Genomic DNA, 18,806 nt, shown 5'->3' with positions numbered 1-18,806 from the left:
GGTCTTCTCCTTTGTCAGGTCACGTGTTTCTGAAATCCTCTGATGCACTCGAAAATACTGGTGGTGATGGTCGGGTCGGTATTCAGGTCGGTCTGTTGAATGCGCTCAAGATCGTGTTTCTGGTCGTGGATGCGGTTCAGGCGAAAGATCGCGCCGCTGGCGACCGCCGCGTCGTTGTCGACAAGGCTAGCCATGCCCAGAAAGGGGCGCGCTTTCAGATAGGCGCCGGCGTCCGGCGTGTCGGTGCCGCGCGGCAGGGGATAGCGGTCTTCGAACGCGTTCGAGACCAGATGCAAAACCGATTTGCCGTAAGCGCCAAAGCAGACACGATCCTCTAACTCTTCTGTCGGGACATAGATCCGGGCGGGCACGTTGTCGGCGGCGCGGAGTAGCGGTTGCACCACGGGGCCGCGGGCGCGGCTTTTGCTGTGACGCGCGGGGTCCAACACGCCGTTCATCTGTGCAATCCGGGGCAGAAGGACGTTCTGCGCGCGCGGCAATCCAATGGCCGGATGCGCCAGATGCATCGTGTCGAACCATGTCTCGCGGAAATCCACGCCGGGGCGCGTGAAAGGCGGCGGCATGTCGGGCTGCAGCAGGGACAGCATCTCGTGCACCATCAACACGCCCGCGCCCTCGGCCACGATGTGCAGCTCGCAGCCAGTCTGGTCCTTCAGATCCAGAAGGCTGTGCAGGAAATCCCCGACGATCCCGGTTTTTGAATAGCTGCGGTCGTGATGCTGCTCAAATGGCAGCTCGCCCGTGCCTTTAAGCGCACGCATGGCGCTCATTTCAATATCCCGCCAAAAGGCCCGCCCGACGCCGCGCACGCGGTTTTCGATCAGCTCGTCCAGATGCTCGGCAGTGTCGCCCGCTTGCTCGGTGCAGCTGTCAAACAGACTAGCCAGCACCTCCAGCGACTTCTCGACGAAGCTGTTGCACCAGAAGATCGAGTACGGATACAGCCCTATCGCCTTGATCGCATTTTTGCGGGCGACGGCGGCGGAAAAGGCAGGCTTGATGCCCTCCAGACTACCGGGGATCCACAGAAGCACGCCGCGATATTTATGCGGGTCATCCGGCGCGGCCTTGGGGTCCAGCTTAGGTGCAAGATGCGCCTGTGTGCGGGTCCAGCCGTCTTTGAACGAAGGGTAGGAGCCGGTCGAGACGTGATAGCCGTCATCCAGATGCATGTAGTGCCCGACCAGTTCAAAACACGGGGTTGAGCCAGACCGGATCTTGCCAATCACACCCTTGGTGCCCTTCTCGCCGACCGAAGCACCAAACGCCGCAGGGGCGGGGACGCCCAGCCGCAGCACCCAGCCGTCGATCACATTGCGCGCCCAGTCGTCATAGCTCCACAGCCCGATCCCGGCCTGTCCCAGATATCCGCCCCAGTCCGGCCCCCACGAGTTCAGAACGTGAAATCCGTGTTCGTCATATCCCGTAAGCACAAAAGCATGGGTGCCCAGCTTGCCCTGCGCAGGCGGCCAGCCAATGGCGCCGCTGTTTTGCGGCGTGGCCTGTAGCCAGCCGTCATGGATATTCGCGCTGACCAGCACGGCCTGCGCGTCGTTCAGCGCTGCATGAAAATGGTTCAGGACCGAGGCCAGACGGAAATATGCCCCCAGCCCGATATCACGCGCATGCCGCGCCTGCGCCACGCTGGTGAACCGTCGGCCTGCATCCGGTCCGCCCGCCAGATAGCAGTCGCTCTGCCACCGCGTGTCGTCGGGCGGCGGCATGTCGAAGGGCCAGTCAAGGCACGCCCCGTGGTGGTAAAACCCCTTGATGGCCGAGCGCAGGGTCAGGACGCCTTCATGCGCGTCGGATTTCACGGCCTCAAGCGCGGGATAGCGGTCGTGGAAATGTGCCATGCGATACAGCATGTCTGCGCTGGTGATGTCTTTTGTGTGATCCGCGCCGCCCTGTGGGTCACCGCGTTCGGTCCGTTGCAGGTGGCGCTGGATGTCGATCAGGTTGGCAAGGGCAAAGCCCACGCAGCGCCCGGATGTTCCCTGATGGCGCACCGTGAACAACGGATGCCGCAAGCCCGCCTCATCCGCTTGGGTCAGTAGCTGAGGATTGATCGACAGCGCGTGTTTCAGGATGGCCAGGTTCGGCACATAGGTCTGATCCCTCAGATCAACCCAATCTGCCCGGACCCCGTTTTTCTGCACAATTTTGGTATCAATTTCGGACATGCGCACCCGCGGCCCAAATCGGAATTTGCAATTAAATTTAGAAGGCTTACCCCCTTATTCTATCACAAAGTGGAGGTTTCTCAAAATTGCGGCAGGAATGGGGCAGGTGGCGCTGGGTTGCGTTTGGCCCAGCAAATACAGGGGAAAACGGAAATTATACTGTTTCTACAAAGCGTAAGGTTCTAATTTTGACTGCTGCTTTGTCCGAATTTTCGAAACAGTTTGGTGCGGTCAAAGGCTTCTTCCAACGCATCCGTCCGGGCCTTCACATCGTCCCAAAGGCGCTCTTGCACCTCGGCCACGGCGCATTCCAGCAAGACAAGAATCGCGGCCATCGAATCCCATGCGGACGGCACCGCGATGCGTGCGCTGAAGGTGTGGCGGGCCAGCCGGTGGATGGGCGAGCGCCATTGGTCGGTGAACAGCACGATCTCGGCCTCGCGTTCATGGCAGAGCTGCCCGATTACCAGCGTGGTGTTTTCATAGCGGCGCACATCCAGTGCGATCAGCACGTCACCTTTGCGAATGTCCAACAGCTCGTGCGTCCATGAGGCCGAGAAGGGCAGGATACGCACGTCGGGGCGGATCATTTGAAGGTGCAGATAGAAATACTGCGCAAGCGTTCCGGTGATCCGCCCCCCCGTGATGAAGATGCGGCGGTTTGGATCAGACAGCAGTTTGCACAGCCCGTCGAATTCTTCGGGATCGACCTCGTCTAGCGTGCGGCGCTGGTTTTCAAGCGCCTGCCGCGAATACCGGTTCAGCATGTGCTCTTCCGGCAGATCGGTCTTCCACACGTCCCGCTTGGCCACGGGGTCCGAGATCATCTCTTTCAACTCGCGTCGGAGGGCCGCCTGAAACTGCGGGTAACCGCTGAACCCGGTTTTCTGCAAAAGCCGCGCAACTGTCGTGGTGGACACCGACGCGTTCGCGGCCAGTTCAGTGATGCTGCCAAGCCCAGACAGCGGATAGTCGTCCAGAATTGCGTTCAGAAGCTGTCGCTCGGACGGGGTCATATCTTCGCGATGTTGTAAAAGCTGATCAGTTACGCGCACGTGGCAACACCCTTTCGCTGTGAATTTAGTCATTCTGTCAAAAAATCGACAGGAAAATCAAGGGCGGGAAAATCATTACGGAAAATTATTGACACAGTTAATTAAGCTGTGGAACTTTTTCCACATGGAATCGCAGTCGTTGAATTCAACTTTCGGTCCGGCCGTGCATGTGGACCAGATGGGGGACGCGCCCCGGGTGATCGTGGTGTGTGAACACGCCTCGAACCGGGTGCCTGCGCATCTTTCGGGGCTGGGTCTGGATGCCGAGATCTTGACCCGCCACATCGCGTGGGATCCCGGCGCGCTGCCCGTTGCAAAGGGGCTGGCGCAGCAGATGAACGCCGTGCTGGTGCATGGCGGAATTTCGCGGCTGGTTTATGACTGTAATCGCCCGCCAGAAGCGCCAGACGCGATCCCGGCGCGCAGCGAAATCTTTGATATTCCAGGAAACTCGGGTCTCTCCGATGTCGCACGCAACGAGCGTGTCGCGCAGGTCTATCGTCCGTTCTCAAGAATGCTGACAGAGCAGATCGGCGTGCATCGCCCGAACCTTCGCATGATGGTTACGGTCCATAGTTTCACGCCTGTCTATCGCGGCCAATTGAGGGATGTGCAGATCGGCATCCTGCATGGAGATGACGACCGTCTGGCACTGTCCATGATGCAGACCATTCCCGACGGTCTCGGGATGGAGGTGCAACTGAACGAACCCTACGCAGCGGTGGATGGCGTGGCGCATACGTTGAACAAGCATGCGGTCCCGTATGGTCTGCCGAACGTGATGATTGAAATTCGGAACGACCTGATCGAGACCGCCGCCCAGCACGCGCGCATCGCACAAATTCTGGCGGAGTGGGTCGCCACAGCCGAGGCTGCCATGAACGAAAGGAACTCCGCGTGACTGCGTTCATGAAGATATATGTGCATGTCGTCGATGCCGTGAACTATCGCATCGGGCGGGTGATGATGTGGGGGCTCTTTGTGATGATGGGGATCCTGTTGTGGTCCTCGATCTCGAAGACGTTCTTTCTGCCATCGCTTTGGACGCTCGAAATGGCGCAGTTTGCGATGGTGACCTATTACATCATGGGCGGTCCGTATTCACTCCAGATGGGGTCGAACGTGCGGATGGACCTGTTTTACCACAACTGGAACGACCGCAAGAAAGCGTGGTTTGACGCCTTCACGGTGTTCTTCCTGCTGATCTATCTGGGCGTGCTGGTCTGGGGCGGCGTCGGATCGACCGCCTATTCGCTGGGCTATTGGGGCGACGCGCCGTTTTCCTATTTCTGGGGGCTGATCACGGGGGCTGAGGAGGTCGGGCGGCTTGAGCGCTCGTCGACCGCGTGGCGTCCCTATGCCTGGCCCATCAAATCCATCATGGTCATCGGCTTCTTCCTGATGCTGCTTCAGGCCATTTCCGAACTGTTCAAAGACATCGCCCGCATTCGCGGCAACGAGATTGGTGTGACACGCACATGAGCCAAGAATATATCGCCATTTTCATGTTCGCATCGATGATGCTGATGCTGTTCACCGGCCAGCGTGTGTTCGGCGCAATCGGAGCCGTGGGCGCGATTGCGGCCTTGCTTTTGTGGGGCGTCGGCGGACAGGACATTCCGTTCTCGGCCGCGATGAAGCTGATGAAATGGTATCCGCTTCTGACCCTGCCGATGTTCATCTTCATGGGCTATGTCCTGAGCGAAAGCCGATTAGCCGATGACCTGTACCGCATGTTCCACGTTTGGATGGGGCCGGTGAATGGGGGTCTAGCGATTGGCACCATCGGCCTGATGGTTCTGGTCTCCGCCATGAACGGGCTGAGCGTCGCAGGCATGGCCATCGGAGCCACTATTGCACTGCCTGAATTGCTGCGCCGGGGCTATGACAAAATCATGGTCACGGGGGTTATTCAGGCCGGGTCCAGTCTGGGGATCCTTGTGCCGCCTTCGGTCGTGTTGGTGCTGTATGCGATGATCGCGCGCCAGCCGGTGGGGCAGCTGTGGCTGGCAGGGGTGATCCCAGGCTTGATGATGGCCACGCTGTTTATCATCTACATCTGGCTGCGCTGCAAAATCCAACCGCATCTTGGCCCGGCGATGGAGGACGCGCACCAAGTCTCGCGCGCAGAGAAGATCCGCCTGCTCGGCGCGGGCGTGCTGCCGCTGGCCATCTTCGCCGCGATGATGGTGCCCTTCGTGAACGGCTGGACCTCGCTGGTAGAAAGCTCGGCCATTGGCGCGCTGACCGCTTTGTTTGCGTCCGTCGCCAAGCGCCGCATGACGTGGCATATTTTCGAGACCTGCACCAAGCAGACCCTGCTGATTTCCTGCATGTTCATGTGGATCATCCTGGCCGCACTTGGCTTTGGCGCCGTCTTTGACGGGCTGGGCGCGGTCAAGGCCATCGACAACCTGTTTACCGAACAGCTGGGGCTGAATCCGTGGGTCATTTTGATCCTGATGCAGCTAAGCTTTATCATCATGGGTACGTTTCTGGATGACACCGCGATGCTGGTCATCGTGGCGCCGCTTTACGTACCCTTGGTCAAAGTGCTGGGCTTCGACCTGATCTGGTATGGGGTGCTCTACACCATCACCACCCAGATCGCGTATATGACGCCCCCCTTTGGCTACAACCTGTTTCTAATGAGGGCCATGGCACCGCCAGAAATTGGGCTGGGGGACATCTACCGCTCTATCGTGCCATTCGTCCTTATCATGGTGATGGCGTTGGCGATCATCATGACCTTCCCCCAAATCGCACTTTGGCTGCCCAATTACGTGTACGGAAAATAACAATAATAAAAACAACCAACTAGGAGAGACAAGATGACGACGAGACGTAAGTTTTTAACCACCGCCGGGGCCGGACTGGCCGCGGCACCTTTGGCAACGCCTGCGATTGCGCAGGGCACGATCAAGTGGCGGATGCAGACCTATGCAGGCCCCGCACTGGCCGCCCACGTGATCGACCCGGCGATCGAGATGTTCAACAAGATCGCAGGCGACCGCATGCAGATCGAGCTGTTCTATGCCGACCAGTTGGTCCCGACCGGCGAGCTGTTCCGCGCCATGCAGAAGGGCACGATTGATGCAGTGCAGTCGGATGATGACTCGATGGCCTCGCCCACGGAAGTCACCGTGTTCGGCGGCTATTTCCCGTTCGCCTCGCGCTATTCTCTGGATGTGCCAGTGCTGTTCAACCAGTACGGCCTGAACGAGATTTGGGACGAGGAATATTCGGCCGTTGGCATCAAACACGTCAGCGCTGGCTCGTGGGATCCGTGCCACTTTGCCACCAAGGATCCGATCAACTCGCTGGCCGACCTGAAAGGCAAGCGCGTCTTTACCTTCCCAACTGCAGGCCGCTTCCTGTCGCAGTTCGGCGTGGTTCCCGTGACCCTGCCGTGGGAAGACATCGAGGTCGCCGTCCAAACCGGCGAGCTGGACGGGATCGCATGGTCGGGCATCACGGAAGACTACACCGTGGGTTGGGCCGACGTGACCAATTACTTCCTGACCAACAACATCTCGGGCGCATGGGCCGGGTCGTTCTTTGCGAACATGGATCGCTGGAACGAGCTGCCGGAAGATCTGCAAACGCTGTTCCGCGTCTGCTGTGACCAGTCGCATTATTATCGCCAGTGGTGGTATTGGGGCGGCGAAGCCAACCTGCGCGTCAACGGCGACAAGATGAGCCTGACCACCATCCCGGACGAGGAATGGGCACAGGTCGAGAACGCCGCCGTCGCCTTCTGGGACGAGATCGCCGCAGAAAGTCCGACCAAGGCCAAAGTGGTCGAGATCTTCCGCAAGTATAACGCCGACATGCAGAAGGCTGGACGGCCTTATCGCTACGGTTAATGATACCGCGTGGGGCGGCCACCTGCCGCCCCCGCTTTTCTTGAAAGAGGCAGTTATGACACTCGACGATCTGAAAGCCCAATTTGCCGAAGGCAGCATCGACACGGTTCTGGTATGTCTGGTCGACATGCAGGGGCGCCTGATGGGCAAGCGGTTCCACGCGGGCCATTTTTTGAATGGGGCGTACGAAGAAACCCATTGCTGCAACTATCTACTTGCAACGGATCTAGAGATGGGGACGCCGGACGGCTATGCCTCGACCTCGTGGGAAGGGGGATATGGCGACTATGTCATGAAGCCCGACCTGTCGACCCTGCGCCCGGTGCCGTGGCTTGAGGGCACGGTGATGGTGCTGTGCGATGTGCTGGATCACCATACGCATGCGGATGTGCCGCATTCCCCGCGCGCGATCCTGAAACGTCAGGTGGCGCGTCTGGCCGAGCTGGGCTTTGACGCCATGACCGCGACCGAACTGGAATTCTTCCTGTTCGAGAAAAGCTTTGACGAGATCCGCAAAGAGGGCTTCCGCGATCTGGCTCCGATCAGTGGCTATAACGAAGATTACCACATTCTGCAGACCACCAAGGAAGAACACGTGATGCGGCCGATCCGCAATCACCTGTGGAGCGCGGGTCTGCCGATCGAGAACTCGAAGGGCGAGGCCGAGACCGGTCAGGAAGAGTTGAACATCAAATACGCCCCCGCGATGGACAATGCCGAGTATCATACGATTGCCAAACATGCGGTGAAGGAAATCGCGTGGCAGCAAGGCCATGCCGTGACCTTCCTGCCGAAATGGCATCACGACAAGGTGGGCTCGTCGTCCCACGTGCACCAGTCGCTGTGGAAGGATGGGGCAAACGCGTTTTATGATCCCGAAGATGCGCTGGGCATGTCGGATCTGATGAAGTCCTACATGGCGGGTCTGTTGAAATACGCGCCGGACTACACCTATTTCATGGCGCCCTATATCAACTCGTATAAGCGCTTTATGAAGGGCACCTTTGCGCCGACGCGGATCATCTGGTCGGTGGACAACCGCACGGCGGGTTTCCGTCTGTGCGGGGAAGGTACCAAGGCGGTGCGTGTCGAGTGCCGCATCCCTGGATCGGACATGAACCCCTATCTGGCCATAGCCGGAATGCTGGCCGCAGGTATTGCTGGCATTGAAGAAGGGTTGGAGCTTCAGGCGCCGACCACGGGCGATGTCTATCAGGGGGAAACTGGAATGATCCCGGGCAATTTGTCCGCCGCACGCGATGCACTGCACGGATCTGCGATGTTGCGGGCTGCGATGGGGGATGATGTGGTCGACCACTATACCCGCGCCGCCGAGGTCGAGATCGAGGAATTCGAGCGCGTCGTGACCGATTGGGAAGTCGCGCGCGGGTTCGAGCGGGCGTAGGTGTTAGGCGAGGGTCGCCGTTGATGCGCCATTGGTTCGAGCAACAATGGCGACGCCCCTCGCGCTCCCCGAGGTATTTGAAGCAAGAGGAAGAGGGCTGGATTGCCCTGTATCGTGGAGGTTTGGCATGGGCCAAATGTTGAAATGTATCTCGCCGATTGATGGATCGGTCTTTGCCGAGCGCGAGGTGTTGTCGCTGGAGGCCGCTGAGGCGGTCGTAGCACGTGCGCGGGCTGCTCAGGCAGATTGGGCTGCGCGTCCGTTGGCTGAGCGGGTGGAGCTGGTGATGGCCGGTGTTGCCGCCGTTGGCGCGATGAATGACGAGATCGTACCGGAGCTGGCCCAGATGATGGGTCGCCCGGTGCGCTACGGCGGAGAGTTCGGCGGGTTCAACGAACGCGCCAGCCACATGGCCTCGATCGCGGCGGACAGTTTGGCAGATATCGAGGTGGGCGAGGATGAGACGTTCAAGCGCTATATCAAGCGCGTGCCGCATGGCGTGGTCTTTGTCGTGGCCCCGTGGAACTATCCTTACATGACGGCGATCAATACGGTCGCGCCTGCGCTGATCGCGGGAAACACGGTGGTGCTGAAACACGCCACGCAGACCCTGTTGGTGGGCGAGCGGATGGCGGCGGCGTTTGCCACGGCCGGGGTGCCAGCCGATGTGTTCCAGAATGTCTTCCTGTCGCATGACGTGACCAATGATCTGATCGCGGGCAATGCGTTTGATTTCGTGAACTTCACCGGCTCAGTCGGTGGCGGTCAGGCGATGGAGCGCGCGGCGGCGGGTACGTTTACCGGCGTGGGGACCGAACTGGGCGGCAAAGACCCCGGCTATGTCATGGAGGACGCCGATCTGGATGCAGCGGTCGATACGCTGATCGATGGTGCCATGTTCAACGCGGGGCAGTGCTGCTGCGGGATCGAACGGATTTACGTACATGAGAGCCTGTATGACGACTTTGTCGACAAAGCGGTCGAGATCGTGAAGGGCTATAAGCTGGGCAATCCGCTGGACCCGGAAACCACGCTTGGCCCGATGGCGAATGTGCGTTTTGCCGACGAGGTCCGCGCGCAGATCTCGGAAGCGCTGGCCGATGGGGCCGTCGCGCATATCGAGACGTTTGCCGAGGATGATGGTGGTGCCTATCTGACGCCTCAGATCCTGACAAATGTGAACCACGACATGCGGGTGATGCGGGATGAAAGCTTTGGTCCGGTTGTGGGGATCATGAAGGTCTCGTCAGACGAAGAAGCCATCGCGCTGATGAATGACAGCGAGTTCGGTCTGACGGCGAGCCTGTGGACAAGCGATGTGGATCGTGCCGCGCGTGTGGGCGATCTGGTCGAAACGGGGACAGTTTTCATGAACCGGGCCGACTATCTTGATCCCGGCCTGTGCTGGACCGGGTGCAAAAACACGGGGCGTGGGGGTGGTTTGTCCGTGATCGGCTTCCACAACCTGACACGCCCGAAATCCTACCATCTGAAGAAGGTGACATCATGAGCCTTGTTGGAAACTGGTCCTATCCGACCGCGATGAAATTCGGCGCAGGCCGCATCAAGGAACTGCCCGAGGCCTGTGCGCAGGCGGGCATGAAGCGGCCGCTTCTGGTGACGGACAAAGGTCTGGCCGATCTGCCGATCACGCAAGCCACGCTGGACATCATGGCGGCCGCCGGTCTGGGCCGCGGCATGTTTAGCGACGTGGACCCGAACCCGTCCGAGATTAACCTGCACGCCGGTGTCGAGGCCTATAAGGCAGGCGGGCATGATGGTGTGATTGCGTTCGGTGGTGGCTCGGGTCTTGATCTGGGCAAGATGGTGGCGTTCTACGCAGGCCAAACCCGCACGATCTGGGATTTCGAAGATATTGGCGATTGGTGGACCCGCGCGGATGCCGACGCGATTGCGCCGATCATCGCGGTGCCGACCACGGCGGGGACGGGATCCGAGGTCGGGCGCGCCTCGATCATCACCAACTCGGTCACGCATGAGAAGAAGATCATCTTCCACCCGAAGGTTCTGCCGACCGTCGTGATTGCCGACCCCGAGCTGACCATGGGCATGCCCAAGTTCATCACCGCAGGCACCGGTCTGGATGCGTTTGCGCATTGCGTCGAGGCATTCAGCAGCCCGCATTATCACCCGATGAGCCAAGGCATTGCGCTGGAAGGCATGCGTTTGGTCATCGACTATTTGCCGCGCGCCTATGCGGATGGCACCGACCTTGAGGCACGGGCAAACATGATGTCCGCAGCTGCAATGGGCGCGACGGCTTTCCAGAAGGGCTTGGGCGCAATCCATGCGTTGTCACACCCGGTGGGCGCGATCTTCAACACGCACCACGGCACGACGAATGCAGTCTGCATGCCAGCGGTGTTGGAGTTCAATGCCGCTGAGATCGCAGATCGGTTCGATCGTGCGGCGGGTTATCTGGGCATCAAGGGCGGCTTCAAAGGCTTCCAAAGCTTCGTGCAAGACTTCAATGACAGCTTCGAAATCCCGCGCAAACTGTCCGAGATGGGCGTGAGCGCGGATCAGATGGATGCTCTGGTGGAAGGGGCCATCAAGGATCCCAGCTGCGGCGGCAACCCGGTCGAACTGACGCGTGAAAACCTGCGGCAACTCTTTGAAGATGTGATCTGACCCAATGACCACGGGCATCGTCCTGATCATCCTGTCGGCGGCAATGCTGCACGCCACATGGAACACCATCGTGAAAACGGCGGGGGATCGGACGGCCACACTGGGATTGGTGGCGCTGGGTCATGTGATTCCCGGCTTGGTGATGGTGGCGTTGCTGCCCTTGCCTGCGGCGGAAAGCTGGCCCTACTTGATTGCCTCCACAGTGATCCACTTTGGCTATTTCTACATGCTGGGTCAGGCCTATAAGCACGGTGACCTCAGCGTCGTTTACCCCATTGCGCGTGGCATTGTCCCCGCGCTGGTCTCGCTTTGGGCCATGCTGTTCGTAGGCGAAATCCTTCCTGCACAGGCCTGGTTTGGCATCGCGCTGATTGCGGTGGCCATTCAGGTGTCCAGCTGGGCAGCACTTCGGCACGGGGTTGGTCGGGCTGCGCTTTTCTTTGCCCTTGGCACTGGGGTCTGCATCTCGGGCTATTCGCTGGTGGATGGGGTCGGCGTACGCCTGTCTGGCAACACATTGTCTTACTGGGCGTGGCATTCGGTGCTGCATATCTTCATCACGGGTTTCGTGGCCGCGCGCCGTGGGAATGCCATGCGCGCCTTGCCGCGCCGCACATGGATGATCGGTATTCTGGGCGGCATGGTGTCGATGACCGCCTATGGGTTGGTCCTGTACGCTAAGAACTTCGCTCCGCTGGGCGCAGTCTCGGCCTTACGTGAAACCTCGGTCATTTTTGCGGCACTGATTGGCTTTGTTTTTTTGGGAGAAGGCAACTGGCAGCGCCGCCTGCTGGCAGCGGTTCTGATGGCAGGTGGCGTTGCCCTGATTGGTCTGTCGATATGAGCGAGATTCGAGGCAACGGGCCTAAGTAGTTGACACAAGACCCTTTCAGGTCGTTCACTTCCTCAGGTGGCCGAGGAGTCGGTCCAATGAAATCGAGAACCCGGGTGCTGATGTATCCAGATTGCGCCTTGATGCATAGAGGCTTGAAAGAAAAAGGAGAAATCCACGCCTAAGGCCCAATTTTTGAGGATTTGTGCTCGATCTGTGTCCAGAAGCCAATGTGGTGTTACAAAACTGGACCGAACAAGCGATATAACCTGGCGCTATTGGTGCGCTGGATAATGAAAAAAACTATCGCAAGACAAAAACTAAAAAACCAACGGGAGAATACAATGACAACAGAGAACAAGTTCAGCCGTCGTTCCGTGCTGAAAGGCGCGACCACGATGGGTGCCGCCGCACTGGCGACGCCGCTTTACGTGAAGAACGCGCTGGCGTCCTCGGGTGAAATCAACATCCTGATGTGGTCGGACTATCTGCCGCCCGAGTTCATCGCGGGCTTCGAGGCTGAGACCGGCATTAAGGTGAACTACACCGGCATTGGGTCGAACGAAGAAATCATCAACAAGATGAAGGCGACCAAGGGTCAGGGCTTCGACATCGTGTCGCCGACCAACAACCGGTCGCTGCAGTGGGAGCCGCTTGAGCTTCTGAAGCCGTTCGACCTGTCGAAAGTGAACATCGATGCGGTGAACCCGGCGATGGCCAAGATCGGCACCGATGCATGGAACTTTGCCGGTGGCGGTGCGCACTGGCTGCCGCACATCTGGGGTACCGAAGGCATTGCCTATCGTACCGATAAGTGGCTGCCGGCAGGGGATGCACCCAGCTATGGCGACGTCTGGTCGGAAGAAAACGCTGGCAAGACCATGGGCCGTGCCCACTCGATGATGCTGGGTGCCGGTCTGTACATGGAACGTGCTGGCGAGATGGAGCCGGGCTCGGTCTGGGCTGCCTATAACGACGAAGAGACCATGCGTAAGGTATGGGGCCAGATCACCGACTGGTGTGTCGCACGCAAGTCGCGCATCAAGCTGATCTGGAACGACGCTGACACCCAGAAGAACGGTCTTCTGAATGAAGGCGTTGTGGTCGGTCAGACTTGGGATGGTCCGCCGCTGGCCCTGAAATCGGCAGGCGAGCCGGTGCACTATCAGGCTCCGGTCGAGGGCGCGATGGCATGGGTCGACGGTATGTCGATGCCGGTCGGCGCAACGAATGAAGAGCAAGTCTATGCCTTCATCGAATATGCCTATCGTCAGGAACCGGCTGGTGTCGCGATTGACAGCCACGGCTATAACTCGCCGGTGCTGGGTGCCGACACCTATTCGGGTGACACCTATAAGAAGAACTTCTCGGAAGCCTATCCGGGTGACAGTCTGGCCAACCTGAACCCGTGGCCTGCTGAAGCGCCTTGGTATGCAGATGTGCGGACCGAGTTCGTCAACAAGTTCAAGAGCGCCTAAGCGACTTGAAAACTGCGCGTCCCCGTCACCGGATGGGGGCGCCACACCAAACTGACTGAAACGTCTGGAAACACGGTCGCACGCCTGAGATCAGCGCGTGAGCGGCCCGTTTATGGGGAGAAACCATATGAGTGCCGGAGTAGGCGTCGATCTTGAAAACCTCTGGATCCGCTTTGGAGATTTCGTCGCGGTGCGCGACGCGAATGTGCACATCAAAGGGGGCGACTTCTTCTCGTTCCTTGGGCCGTCGGGCTGTGGCAAGACCACGATCCTGCGCGCCGTTTCGGGCTTTCTTGAGCCCAGCGAAGGTAATGTGTTGATTGGTGGAAACAACATGAAGGGCATTGGACCGAACAAGCGCCCGACCGCGCTGATCTTCCAGAACCTTGCGTTGTTCCCCCTTATGAAAGTCTGGGAAAACATCACCTTCTCGATGGAGATCGCAGGCGCATCCGCACGCGATCGCCGCAAGCGTGCGGACGAACTGCTGGACATGATCGCGCTGCCCGGTCAGGGCGACAAACTGCCCAGCGAATTGTCAGGTGGTCAGCGTCAGCGTGTGGCCATTGCCCGAGCGCTCTGTGCAGAACCGGACGTTCTGTTGCTGGACGAACCTTTGTCCGCGCTTGACCTGAAGCTGCGCCAACACATGCGGACCGAGCTTCGCGAAATTCAGAAGCGCGTTGGCATTACATTCATCTACATCACCCACGACCAGGGTGAGGCGCTGACCATGTCGGACGACATCGCCGTGATGCGTGCCGGTGTGATCGACCAAATCGCGGATGGTAAGACCATCTACAACGATCCGGCGACGGCCTTTGCGGCCAGCTTCGTGGGCGAAAACAACGTCTTCCGCGGCAAGGTGTTGGAAGTGCGTGGCGACCAGGCTCTGATCCGCACCAACCGTTCGGGGGATCTGCTGTCGCGGATCTCGACCGCCAATCAGGGCAAGATGAACGTGGGCGACGATGCGATGATGTTCATCCGTCCAGAAGCCCTTTCGCTGGCCCCGACCGGCACGCAGGGCGATCACTTTGTCACTGCCAAGGTCAACCACGAAGAATTTGAAGGCAATTCCTTCAACATCTTCATGGAAGGCGATGGCGGGAAAGAGCTGAAGGTTGCGATCCCCAACCACGGCCAGTCATTCGATGACCATTCGGGTCAGGACATGACGCTGGAATATGACGTGCACAACGCCGTTGCGGTTCCCGCCGGCGAATTGGCCGCGGAATAAGGAGGGGGTGCGATGCCAGGTTTCCTGAAGGAATTCTTCAACCGGAACGGCACGCTGATGGGATCCCTGATGCTGGGTCTGGTCCTTTTCTGGACCGTCGGCCTGATCATTCTTCCGCAGCTGTCGATGCTCGACTTCTCGTTCCGTCCAAACCTTCCCCCGCCCGAGATTGGTGGGCCGAAGGATGTCTATACGCTCGAGAACTATAAATACCTGATCTATGGCCCCGAAGGCGGGTCGCAGGATTACAACGCGGTGGACCTGAAAGTGTTCTTCCGCACGCTGGTGGCGGCGGTCTGTGTGACCATCTTCAACCTGATCCTGTGCTATCCGATTGCCTATTATCTGGGTCAGAATAAGGGTAACCACATCCGCGTTTTCGCGCTGATGCTGATCATCCCCTACTGGATCAACGAGATCCTGCGCGCCTTTGCGTTGCGCATCATCTTTGGTGAAAGCGGGGTGTTGAACACGCTGCTTGTCGGCAGTGGGATATTCGATACGCCCTTTGACTTCATCCGCAACGACATCGCGCTCTATGCGGGTCTTGGGTACGCCTACATCCTTCTGATGATCTTCCCGATCTACAACGTGATCGAAAGCCTTGATCACAACCAGATCGAGGCCGCGCGTGACCTTGGTGCGCCGTGGTGGCGGATCCACAAGCGGGTGGTCATTCCCTATGCCAAGCCGGGCATCAGCTCGGGCTGTACGATGGTGTTCATGCTGTCTGCAGGTGCTTTGGCCGCGCCCCAAATCCTTGGGGGACCGTCCAGCCTGTGGTTCACGCAGCTGATCTATCAGCAGTTCAACGACAACTCTGACTGGCCGCAAGGTGCTGCCTACGCGATCGTTCTGCTTGTCACCTGTATCCTGCTGGTGCTGGCCCTGATGCGTGTGTTCAAAGTGAACATGGGGGATATTGGCAAATGACGACTGATAAAATCATTCGCGTCTCCATCTGGGTCTATCTGGGTATCTTCTTTGCCTACCTGCTTGGTCCGCTGATCATCATGTCGGCGACGGCGTTCAATTCGCCCAGTTTCCCGCGCATGACGCCGTGGGAGTGTCTGACCTTCAACTGGTTTGGCGAGCTTTTCCGGGACGAGCGGATCCTGAACGGGATCTGGAACTCGATCCTTGTCGGGTTCGGCACGGTGATCCTGTCGGTGTCGATGGGTCTGGCGGGGGCTCTGATGCTCACGCAGATCTGGCCCAAATTGCGGGCGACCTATTACACGATCATCATTGCCCCGATTCTTATTCCGGGCGTGGTTCTGGGTATCTCGACCCTTGTGTTCTGGGATCGCATCAACCGTATGCTGGGTCTTGGTGCGGATAGCTTCCTGTCGAACGGTCTGTTCCTGACCATCATCGGCCAGTCTACCTTCATCGCCAGCTACTGCATGCTGGTGCTGGTGGCCCGTCTTCAGCGCTATGACATCGCGCTGACCGAGGCGGCGTTGGACTTGGGTGCAACCCACGCGCAGGCCTTCCGCAAGGTGCTGATGCCCTTCATGATGCCCGCGATCCTGTCGGCGGCTGTGCTGGCGTTCCTCGCGTCGTTCGAGAACTACAACACCACCACATTCACCTTTGGGGAATATCCGACCCTGACGATCGAACTGGCCCAGAAAGTGCGTTACGGGATCACGCCTGCGATCTCGGCCCTGGCCTTCATGATCGTGGCCCTGACGGTGTTCTTTGCCTTGGTCAACGAAGCGAACATCAAGCGTAAGAAGATGGTCGCCGAGGCGCGCAAGGATGCCACCGTGGGTGAACTGGCGGGCAAGATCGAAGTGCCCGGTCTGATCAGCCGCAACCCGGCCGCGATTGCGTTGATCGTGCTGGTGATCGGTGTGGCAACGGTGACGGCCTCGGCCATGACCTACAGCCCGGATCAGTGCATCGCCGATGTGCAGGAACAGAAGCGCCTTGAAACCGAGAAGCGCATTCAGGAACTGCGCGACCGCCGTGCCAAGGAAGCAGCCGAGAAAGCTGCCGCCGAAGGCGCGGAGGGTGGAGCAACCCAGACGGCGCCGAAACCGTCCAATAACTCGGGCTTCGGTGGAGTGTTCGCGCCGAACACGCTGCAGAACGAGGGTGCGGATGATGGTGCGTCAGATGAAGGTGCCGCGGGATCGTCGAACAACTCCGGCTTCGGAAACGTGTTCGATCCCAACGCGCTGGGGAACGACAACAACTGATCGTTCCGCTGCTTGAAAACGGAAAGGCCCGGCAACTCGCCGGGCCTTTTTATGTTTCCGGGATCATTTGCCCCACGTCATGCGTTTCAGCACGTCGTCCTTGTGATGGACGTGGTGCCAAATCGCCGCCCCCGCATGGCCCAGCAAAAGCAGGCCAAGGGCAATCGCGGACAGGAAATGCACCTGCGCGAAAAAGTCTGTCAGGGCTTGGCTTCCGGGGACGAAGGGGTCGTACATCTCGAACCAGTCAAACACCTTGTTCTTCACGCCGAACCGGTCTTGCAAGGGCGAGGCCGAGGCCATCAGCCACCCCGACAGCGGCATGATGAACATCAGCGCGTAAAGCCCCAGATGCCCCAGCTTTGCCGCCAGCTTTTCCAGCGGCGGCATGTGGTCGGGCAAAGTGGGCGCGTTGCGATTAAGCAGCCGCCAGATCACGCGGATGACCGCCAAGGCGAATACCACGAAACCCCAGCTTTTATGGGTCTGGATCAGCGGGAACTGGGCCAAGGCGTCCGTGACGAATTTCGTCATCCAGACGCCCATCCCCAATTGATACAGGATGATCACAGCAATCGCCCAATGCAGGAGGCGCGCAAGCGCCCCCCAGCTTTGTGTCGTGTTGGTAAGCCGCATGGCTTATTCCCAGCCGCCTGCGCGCAGCTCGGCCGAGATTTCCAGACGCACTTCGTCCGAGGTCACGGGCGCGAACATGCCCACGCCAAAGTCCGACCGCAGCATGTCGCCGGTGCCTTGAACGCCGATCCATTCGCCTTTGTAGTAGTCAAAGAAATCGCCCAGCGGGTGCGGGCCGTTGTGGTTCAGGGTGAAGTTCATGGTGACCGGCTTGGTGTTGTCCTTGATGGTCAGATCCCCCACCAGCGTGATGGTGTTGTCCGAGGTCTGCTCGACCCCGGTCGAGGTGAAGGTGATCTCGGGGAAGTTCTCGACATCAAAGAAGTCGGCGCTTTTCAGGTGGTCGTCCAGCGGGCCGACACCGGTGTCGACGCTGGCCGGGTCAATGGTCACGGTGACTTTGGTGGCGGCGACATTCGCGGGGTCGAAGTCAACTTCGCCGCCGATCACTTTCCACTGGCCCGACTGTTCCGACAGGCCGGCGTGGTTATAATAGAAGCGGATTTCGGTATGGCCGGGGTCGAACTTATAGATCTCGGCGGTGGCGGTTCCGGCGGCAGCAAGGCCCAGTCCCAGGGCGGCGGCGGTCAGAAGAGGTTTCATTGTGTCGGCTCCTTTGTCATGTTGCAGGACAACGTGGGATGAAATATTAGATGCATGTGCATGTATCTAATGTGAGCGCGTAGGGGAAGACGGCAAATCTGCCGGTAACGGGAATGTGAGATGGATAGAAAACCGAATAGCCAGACCACCGCGATCTGGGTGCTTCTGAACATTGCCCATAAACGGGTCACGCAAACCTTCGAGGCGGAACTGAAGCGCGCGCATCTACCTTCGGCCGCGTGGTATGACATCTTGTGGGCGCTGGAGCGCGCGGAAGAGGGGATGCGCCAGAACGAGCTGGAGCGCCAATCCCTATTCGACCAACCCAACCTGTCGCGCACCATCAAGCGCATGGTGGATGACGGGCTGGTGACACAATGCCCCGCAGCAACCGACCGGCGCGGGCGTGAGCTGCGGATCACCGAAGAGGGCAAAGCGCTGCGGGCGGAGATGTGGAAAGTCTATGGCGGTCTGATGCTGTCCGAAATTGAAGACAAAGTCCCCTCAGCACATCTTTCGGGGCTGATTGAAGGGTTGGCATCTCTGGTTCCCGATAAGGATGAAAAGCTTCAGGGAAAGCTGAATTCTGCACGAGATTCGGCCAAAAACTGATCTAAAGGACCCTGTT

At 59.1% G+C, this 18,806-nt stretch carries 17 protein-coding genes; 13 read left to right on the top strand and 4 right to left on the bottom strand.

Annotation, left to right across the window (positions count from 1 at the left end; all coding sequences use genetic code 11):
- Positions 1-14 precede the first annotated feature (14 nt).
- On the bottom strand, positions 15-2,204 hold the full coding sequence (locus Q0677_RS00715) for a C1 family peptidase (RefSeq protein ID WP_298904924.1): 2,190 nt from the start codon (positions 2,202-2,204) through the stop codon (positions 15-17).
- A 182-nt stretch (positions 2,205-2,386) separates the two neighbouring features.
- Positions 2,387-3,259: a MurR/RpiR family transcriptional regulator gene (locus tag Q0677_RS00710; protein WP_298904921.1), complete on the bottom strand. Its 873-nt coding sequence runs from the start codon at positions 3,257-3,259 to the stop codon at positions 2,387-2,389.
- A 124-nt stretch (positions 3,260-3,383) separates the two neighbouring features.
- On the opposite strand from Q0677_RS00710, the gene Q0677_RS00705 reads away from it, so the two are divergent.
- The 12 genes from Q0677_RS00705 to Q0677_RS00650 all read left to right on the top strand — a co-directional run bounded on the left by Q0677_RS00705 (position 3,384) and on the right by Q0677_RS00650 (position 16,939).
- Entirely contained in the window at positions 3,384-4,160 is a 777-nt protein-coding gene (locus Q0677_RS00705; RefSeq protein ID WP_298904916.1) for an N-formylglutamate amidohydrolase, read from the top strand.
- Positions 4,161-4,168: 8 nt separating this feature from the next.
- The gene (locus tag Q0677_RS00700; RefSeq protein WP_298905760.1) at positions 4,169-4,741 is read left to right on the top strand and encodes a TRAP transporter small permease subunit; all 573 of its coding nucleotides are present in this window, start codon (positions 4,169-4,171) and stop codon (positions 4,739-4,741) included.
- Positions 4,738-6,057 (top strand): TRAP transporter large permease subunit, encoded by a 1,320-nt coding sequence (locus tag Q0677_RS00695; RefSeq protein ID WP_298904913.1) that lies wholly within the window; start codon positions 4,738-4,740, stop codon positions 6,055-6,057. Before Q0677_RS00700 ends, Q0677_RS00695 begins: the two co-directional genes overlap by 4 nt.
- Before the next feature lie 33 nt (positions 6,058-6,090).
- A complete protein-coding gene (locus Q0677_RS00690) occupies positions 6,091-7,125 on the top strand; it encodes a TRAP transporter substrate-binding protein (protein WP_282182240.1) in 1,035 nt (344 codons plus the stop codon).
- A gap of 55 nt (positions 7,126-7,180) precedes the next feature.
- Positions 7,181-8,530, top strand: a complete 1,350-nt coding sequence (locus Q0677_RS00685) for a glutamine synthetase family protein (protein ID WP_298904908.1) — start codon at positions 7,181-7,183, stop codon at positions 8,528-8,530.
- 127 nt (positions 8,531-8,657) lie between these two features.
- Complete coding sequence (locus Q0677_RS00680; RefSeq protein WP_298904905.1) at positions 8,658-10,040, top strand: aldehyde dehydrogenase family protein; 1,383 nt, start codon at positions 8,658-8,660, stop codon at positions 10,038-10,040.
- Positions 10,037-11,182: an iron-containing alcohol dehydrogenase gene (locus Q0677_RS00675; protein ID WP_298904902.1), complete on the top strand. Its 1,146-nt coding sequence runs from the start codon at positions 10,037-10,039 to the stop codon at positions 11,180-11,182. The genes Q0677_RS00680 and Q0677_RS00675 overlap by 4 nt, the downstream gene beginning before the upstream one ends.
- A gap of 4 nt (positions 11,183-11,186) precedes the next feature.
- On the top strand, positions 11,187-12,026 hold the full coding sequence (locus tag Q0677_RS00670; protein ID WP_298904899.1) for an EamA family transporter: 840 nt from the start codon (positions 11,187-11,189) through the stop codon (positions 12,024-12,026).
- Between the two features lie 332 nt (positions 12,027-12,358).
- Positions 12,359-13,492, top strand: coding sequence for an extracellular solute-binding protein (locus tag Q0677_RS00665; RefSeq protein WP_298904894.1), 1,134 nt, complete (start codon positions 12,359-12,361; stop codon positions 13,490-13,492).
- A gap of 127 nt (positions 13,493-13,619) precedes the next feature.
- Positions 13,620-14,732: an ABC transporter ATP-binding protein gene (locus tag Q0677_RS00660; protein ID WP_298904891.1), complete on the top strand. Its 1,113-nt coding sequence runs from the start codon at positions 13,620-13,622 to the stop codon at positions 14,730-14,732.
- 12 nt (positions 14,733-14,744) lie between these two features.
- Positions 14,745-15,665, top strand: a complete 921-nt coding sequence (locus Q0677_RS00655; RefSeq protein ID WP_298904888.1) for an ABC transporter permease — start codon at positions 14,745-14,747, stop codon at positions 15,663-15,665.
- Entirely contained in the window at positions 15,662-16,939 is a 1,278-nt protein-coding gene (locus tag Q0677_RS00650) for an ABC transporter permease (RefSeq protein WP_298904885.1), read from the top strand. Before Q0677_RS00655 ends, Q0677_RS00650 begins: the two co-directional genes overlap by 4 nt.
- Before the next feature lie 63 nt (positions 16,940-17,002).
- Here the strand turns inward: Q0677_RS00650 and Q0677_RS00645 are convergent, their stop codons facing one another.
- Together Q0677_RS00645 and Q0677_RS00640 are read right to left on the bottom strand one after the other, a co-directional pair.
- On the bottom strand, positions 17,003-17,575 hold the full coding sequence (locus Q0677_RS00645) for a cytochrome b (RefSeq protein WP_298904883.1): 573 nt from the start codon (positions 17,573-17,575) through the stop codon (positions 17,003-17,005).
- 3 nt (positions 17,576-17,578) lie between these two features.
- On the bottom strand, positions 17,579-18,178 hold the full coding sequence (locus tag Q0677_RS00640) for a YceI family protein (RefSeq protein WP_298904880.1): 600 nt from the start codon (positions 18,176-18,178) through the stop codon (positions 17,579-17,581).
- A gap of 120 nt (positions 18,179-18,298) precedes the next feature.
- On the opposite strand from Q0677_RS00640, the gene Q0677_RS00635 reads away from it, so the two are divergent.
- A complete protein-coding gene (locus tag Q0677_RS00635; RefSeq protein ID WP_298904878.1) occupies positions 18,299-18,790 on the top strand; it encodes a helix-turn-helix domain-containing protein in 492 nt (163 codons plus the stop codon).
- Positions 18,791-18,806 lie beyond the last annotated feature (16 nt).

Source organism: uncultured Aliiroseovarius sp., assembly GCF_947492455.1.
In the GTDB taxonomy this organism is placed as follows: Bacteria; Pseudomonadota; Alphaproteobacteria; order Rhodobacterales; family Rhodobacteraceae; genus Aliiroseovarius.
The sequence above is the reverse complement of the archived record's forward strand: the minus strand, read 5'-3'. Positions and strand labels throughout refer to the sequence as shown.

Excerpts from the sequence above, each read along its gene's own strand:
- Q0677_RS00695 (WP_298904913.1), top strand. The coding sequence starts at position 4,738 with ATGAGCCAAGAATATATCGCCATTTTCATGTTCGCATCGATGATGCTG.
- Q0677_RS00670 (WP_298904899.1), top strand. The coding sequence starts at position 11,187 with ATGACCACGGGCATCGTCCTGATCATCCTGTCGGCGGCAATGCTGCAC.
- Q0677_RS00715 (WP_298904924.1), bottom strand. The coding sequence starts at position 2,204 with ATGTCCGAAATTGATACCAAAATTGTGCAGAAAAACGGGGTCCGGGCA.
- Q0677_RS00650 (WP_298904885.1), top strand. The coding sequence starts at position 15,662 with ATGACGACTGATAAAATCATTCGCGTCTCCATCTGGGTCTATCTGGGT.
- Q0677_RS00665 (WP_298904894.1), top strand. The coding sequence starts at position 12,359 with ATGACAACAGAGAACAAGTTCAGCCGTCGTTCCGTGCTGAAAGGCGCG.
- Q0677_RS00655 (WP_298904888.1), top strand. The coding sequence starts at position 14,745 with ATGCCAGGTTTCCTGAAGGAATTCTTCAACCGGAACGGCACGCTGATG.
- Q0677_RS00705 (WP_298904916.1), top strand. The coding sequence starts at position 3,384 with ATGGAATCGCAGTCGTTGAATTCAACTTTCGGTCCGGCCGTGCATGTG.
- Q0677_RS00645 (WP_298904883.1), bottom strand. The coding sequence starts at position 17,575 with ATGCGGCTTACCAACACGACACAAAGCTGGGGGGCGCTTGCGCGCCTC.
- Q0677_RS00685 (WP_298904908.1), top strand. The coding sequence starts at position 7,181 with ATGACACTCGACGATCTGAAAGCCCAATTTGCCGAAGGCAGCATCGAC.
- Q0677_RS00690 (WP_282182240.1), top strand. The coding sequence starts at position 6,091 with ATGACGACGAGACGTAAGTTTTTAACCACCGCCGGGGCCGGACTGGCC.
- Q0677_RS00675 (WP_298904902.1), top strand. The coding sequence starts at position 10,037 with ATGAGCCTTGTTGGAAACTGGTCCTATCCGACCGCGATGAAATTCGGC.
- Q0677_RS00640 (WP_298904880.1), bottom strand. The coding sequence starts at position 18,178 with ATGAAACCTCTTCTGACCGCCGCCGCCCTGGGACTGGGCCTTGCTGCC.
- Q0677_RS00660 (WP_298904891.1), top strand. The coding sequence starts at position 13,620 with ATGAGTGCCGGAGTAGGCGTCGATCTTGAAAACCTCTGGATCCGCTTT.
- Q0677_RS00700 (WP_298905760.1), top strand. The coding sequence starts at position 4,169 with ATGAAGATATATGTGCATGTCGTCGATGCCGTGAACTATCGCATCGGG.
- Q0677_RS00680 (WP_298904905.1), top strand. The coding sequence starts at position 8,658 with ATGGGCCAAATGTTGAAATGTATCTCGCCGATTGATGGATCGGTCTTT.
- Q0677_RS00635 (WP_298904878.1), top strand. The coding sequence starts at position 18,299 with ATGGATAGAAAACCGAATAGCCAGACCACCGCGATCTGGGTGCTTCTG.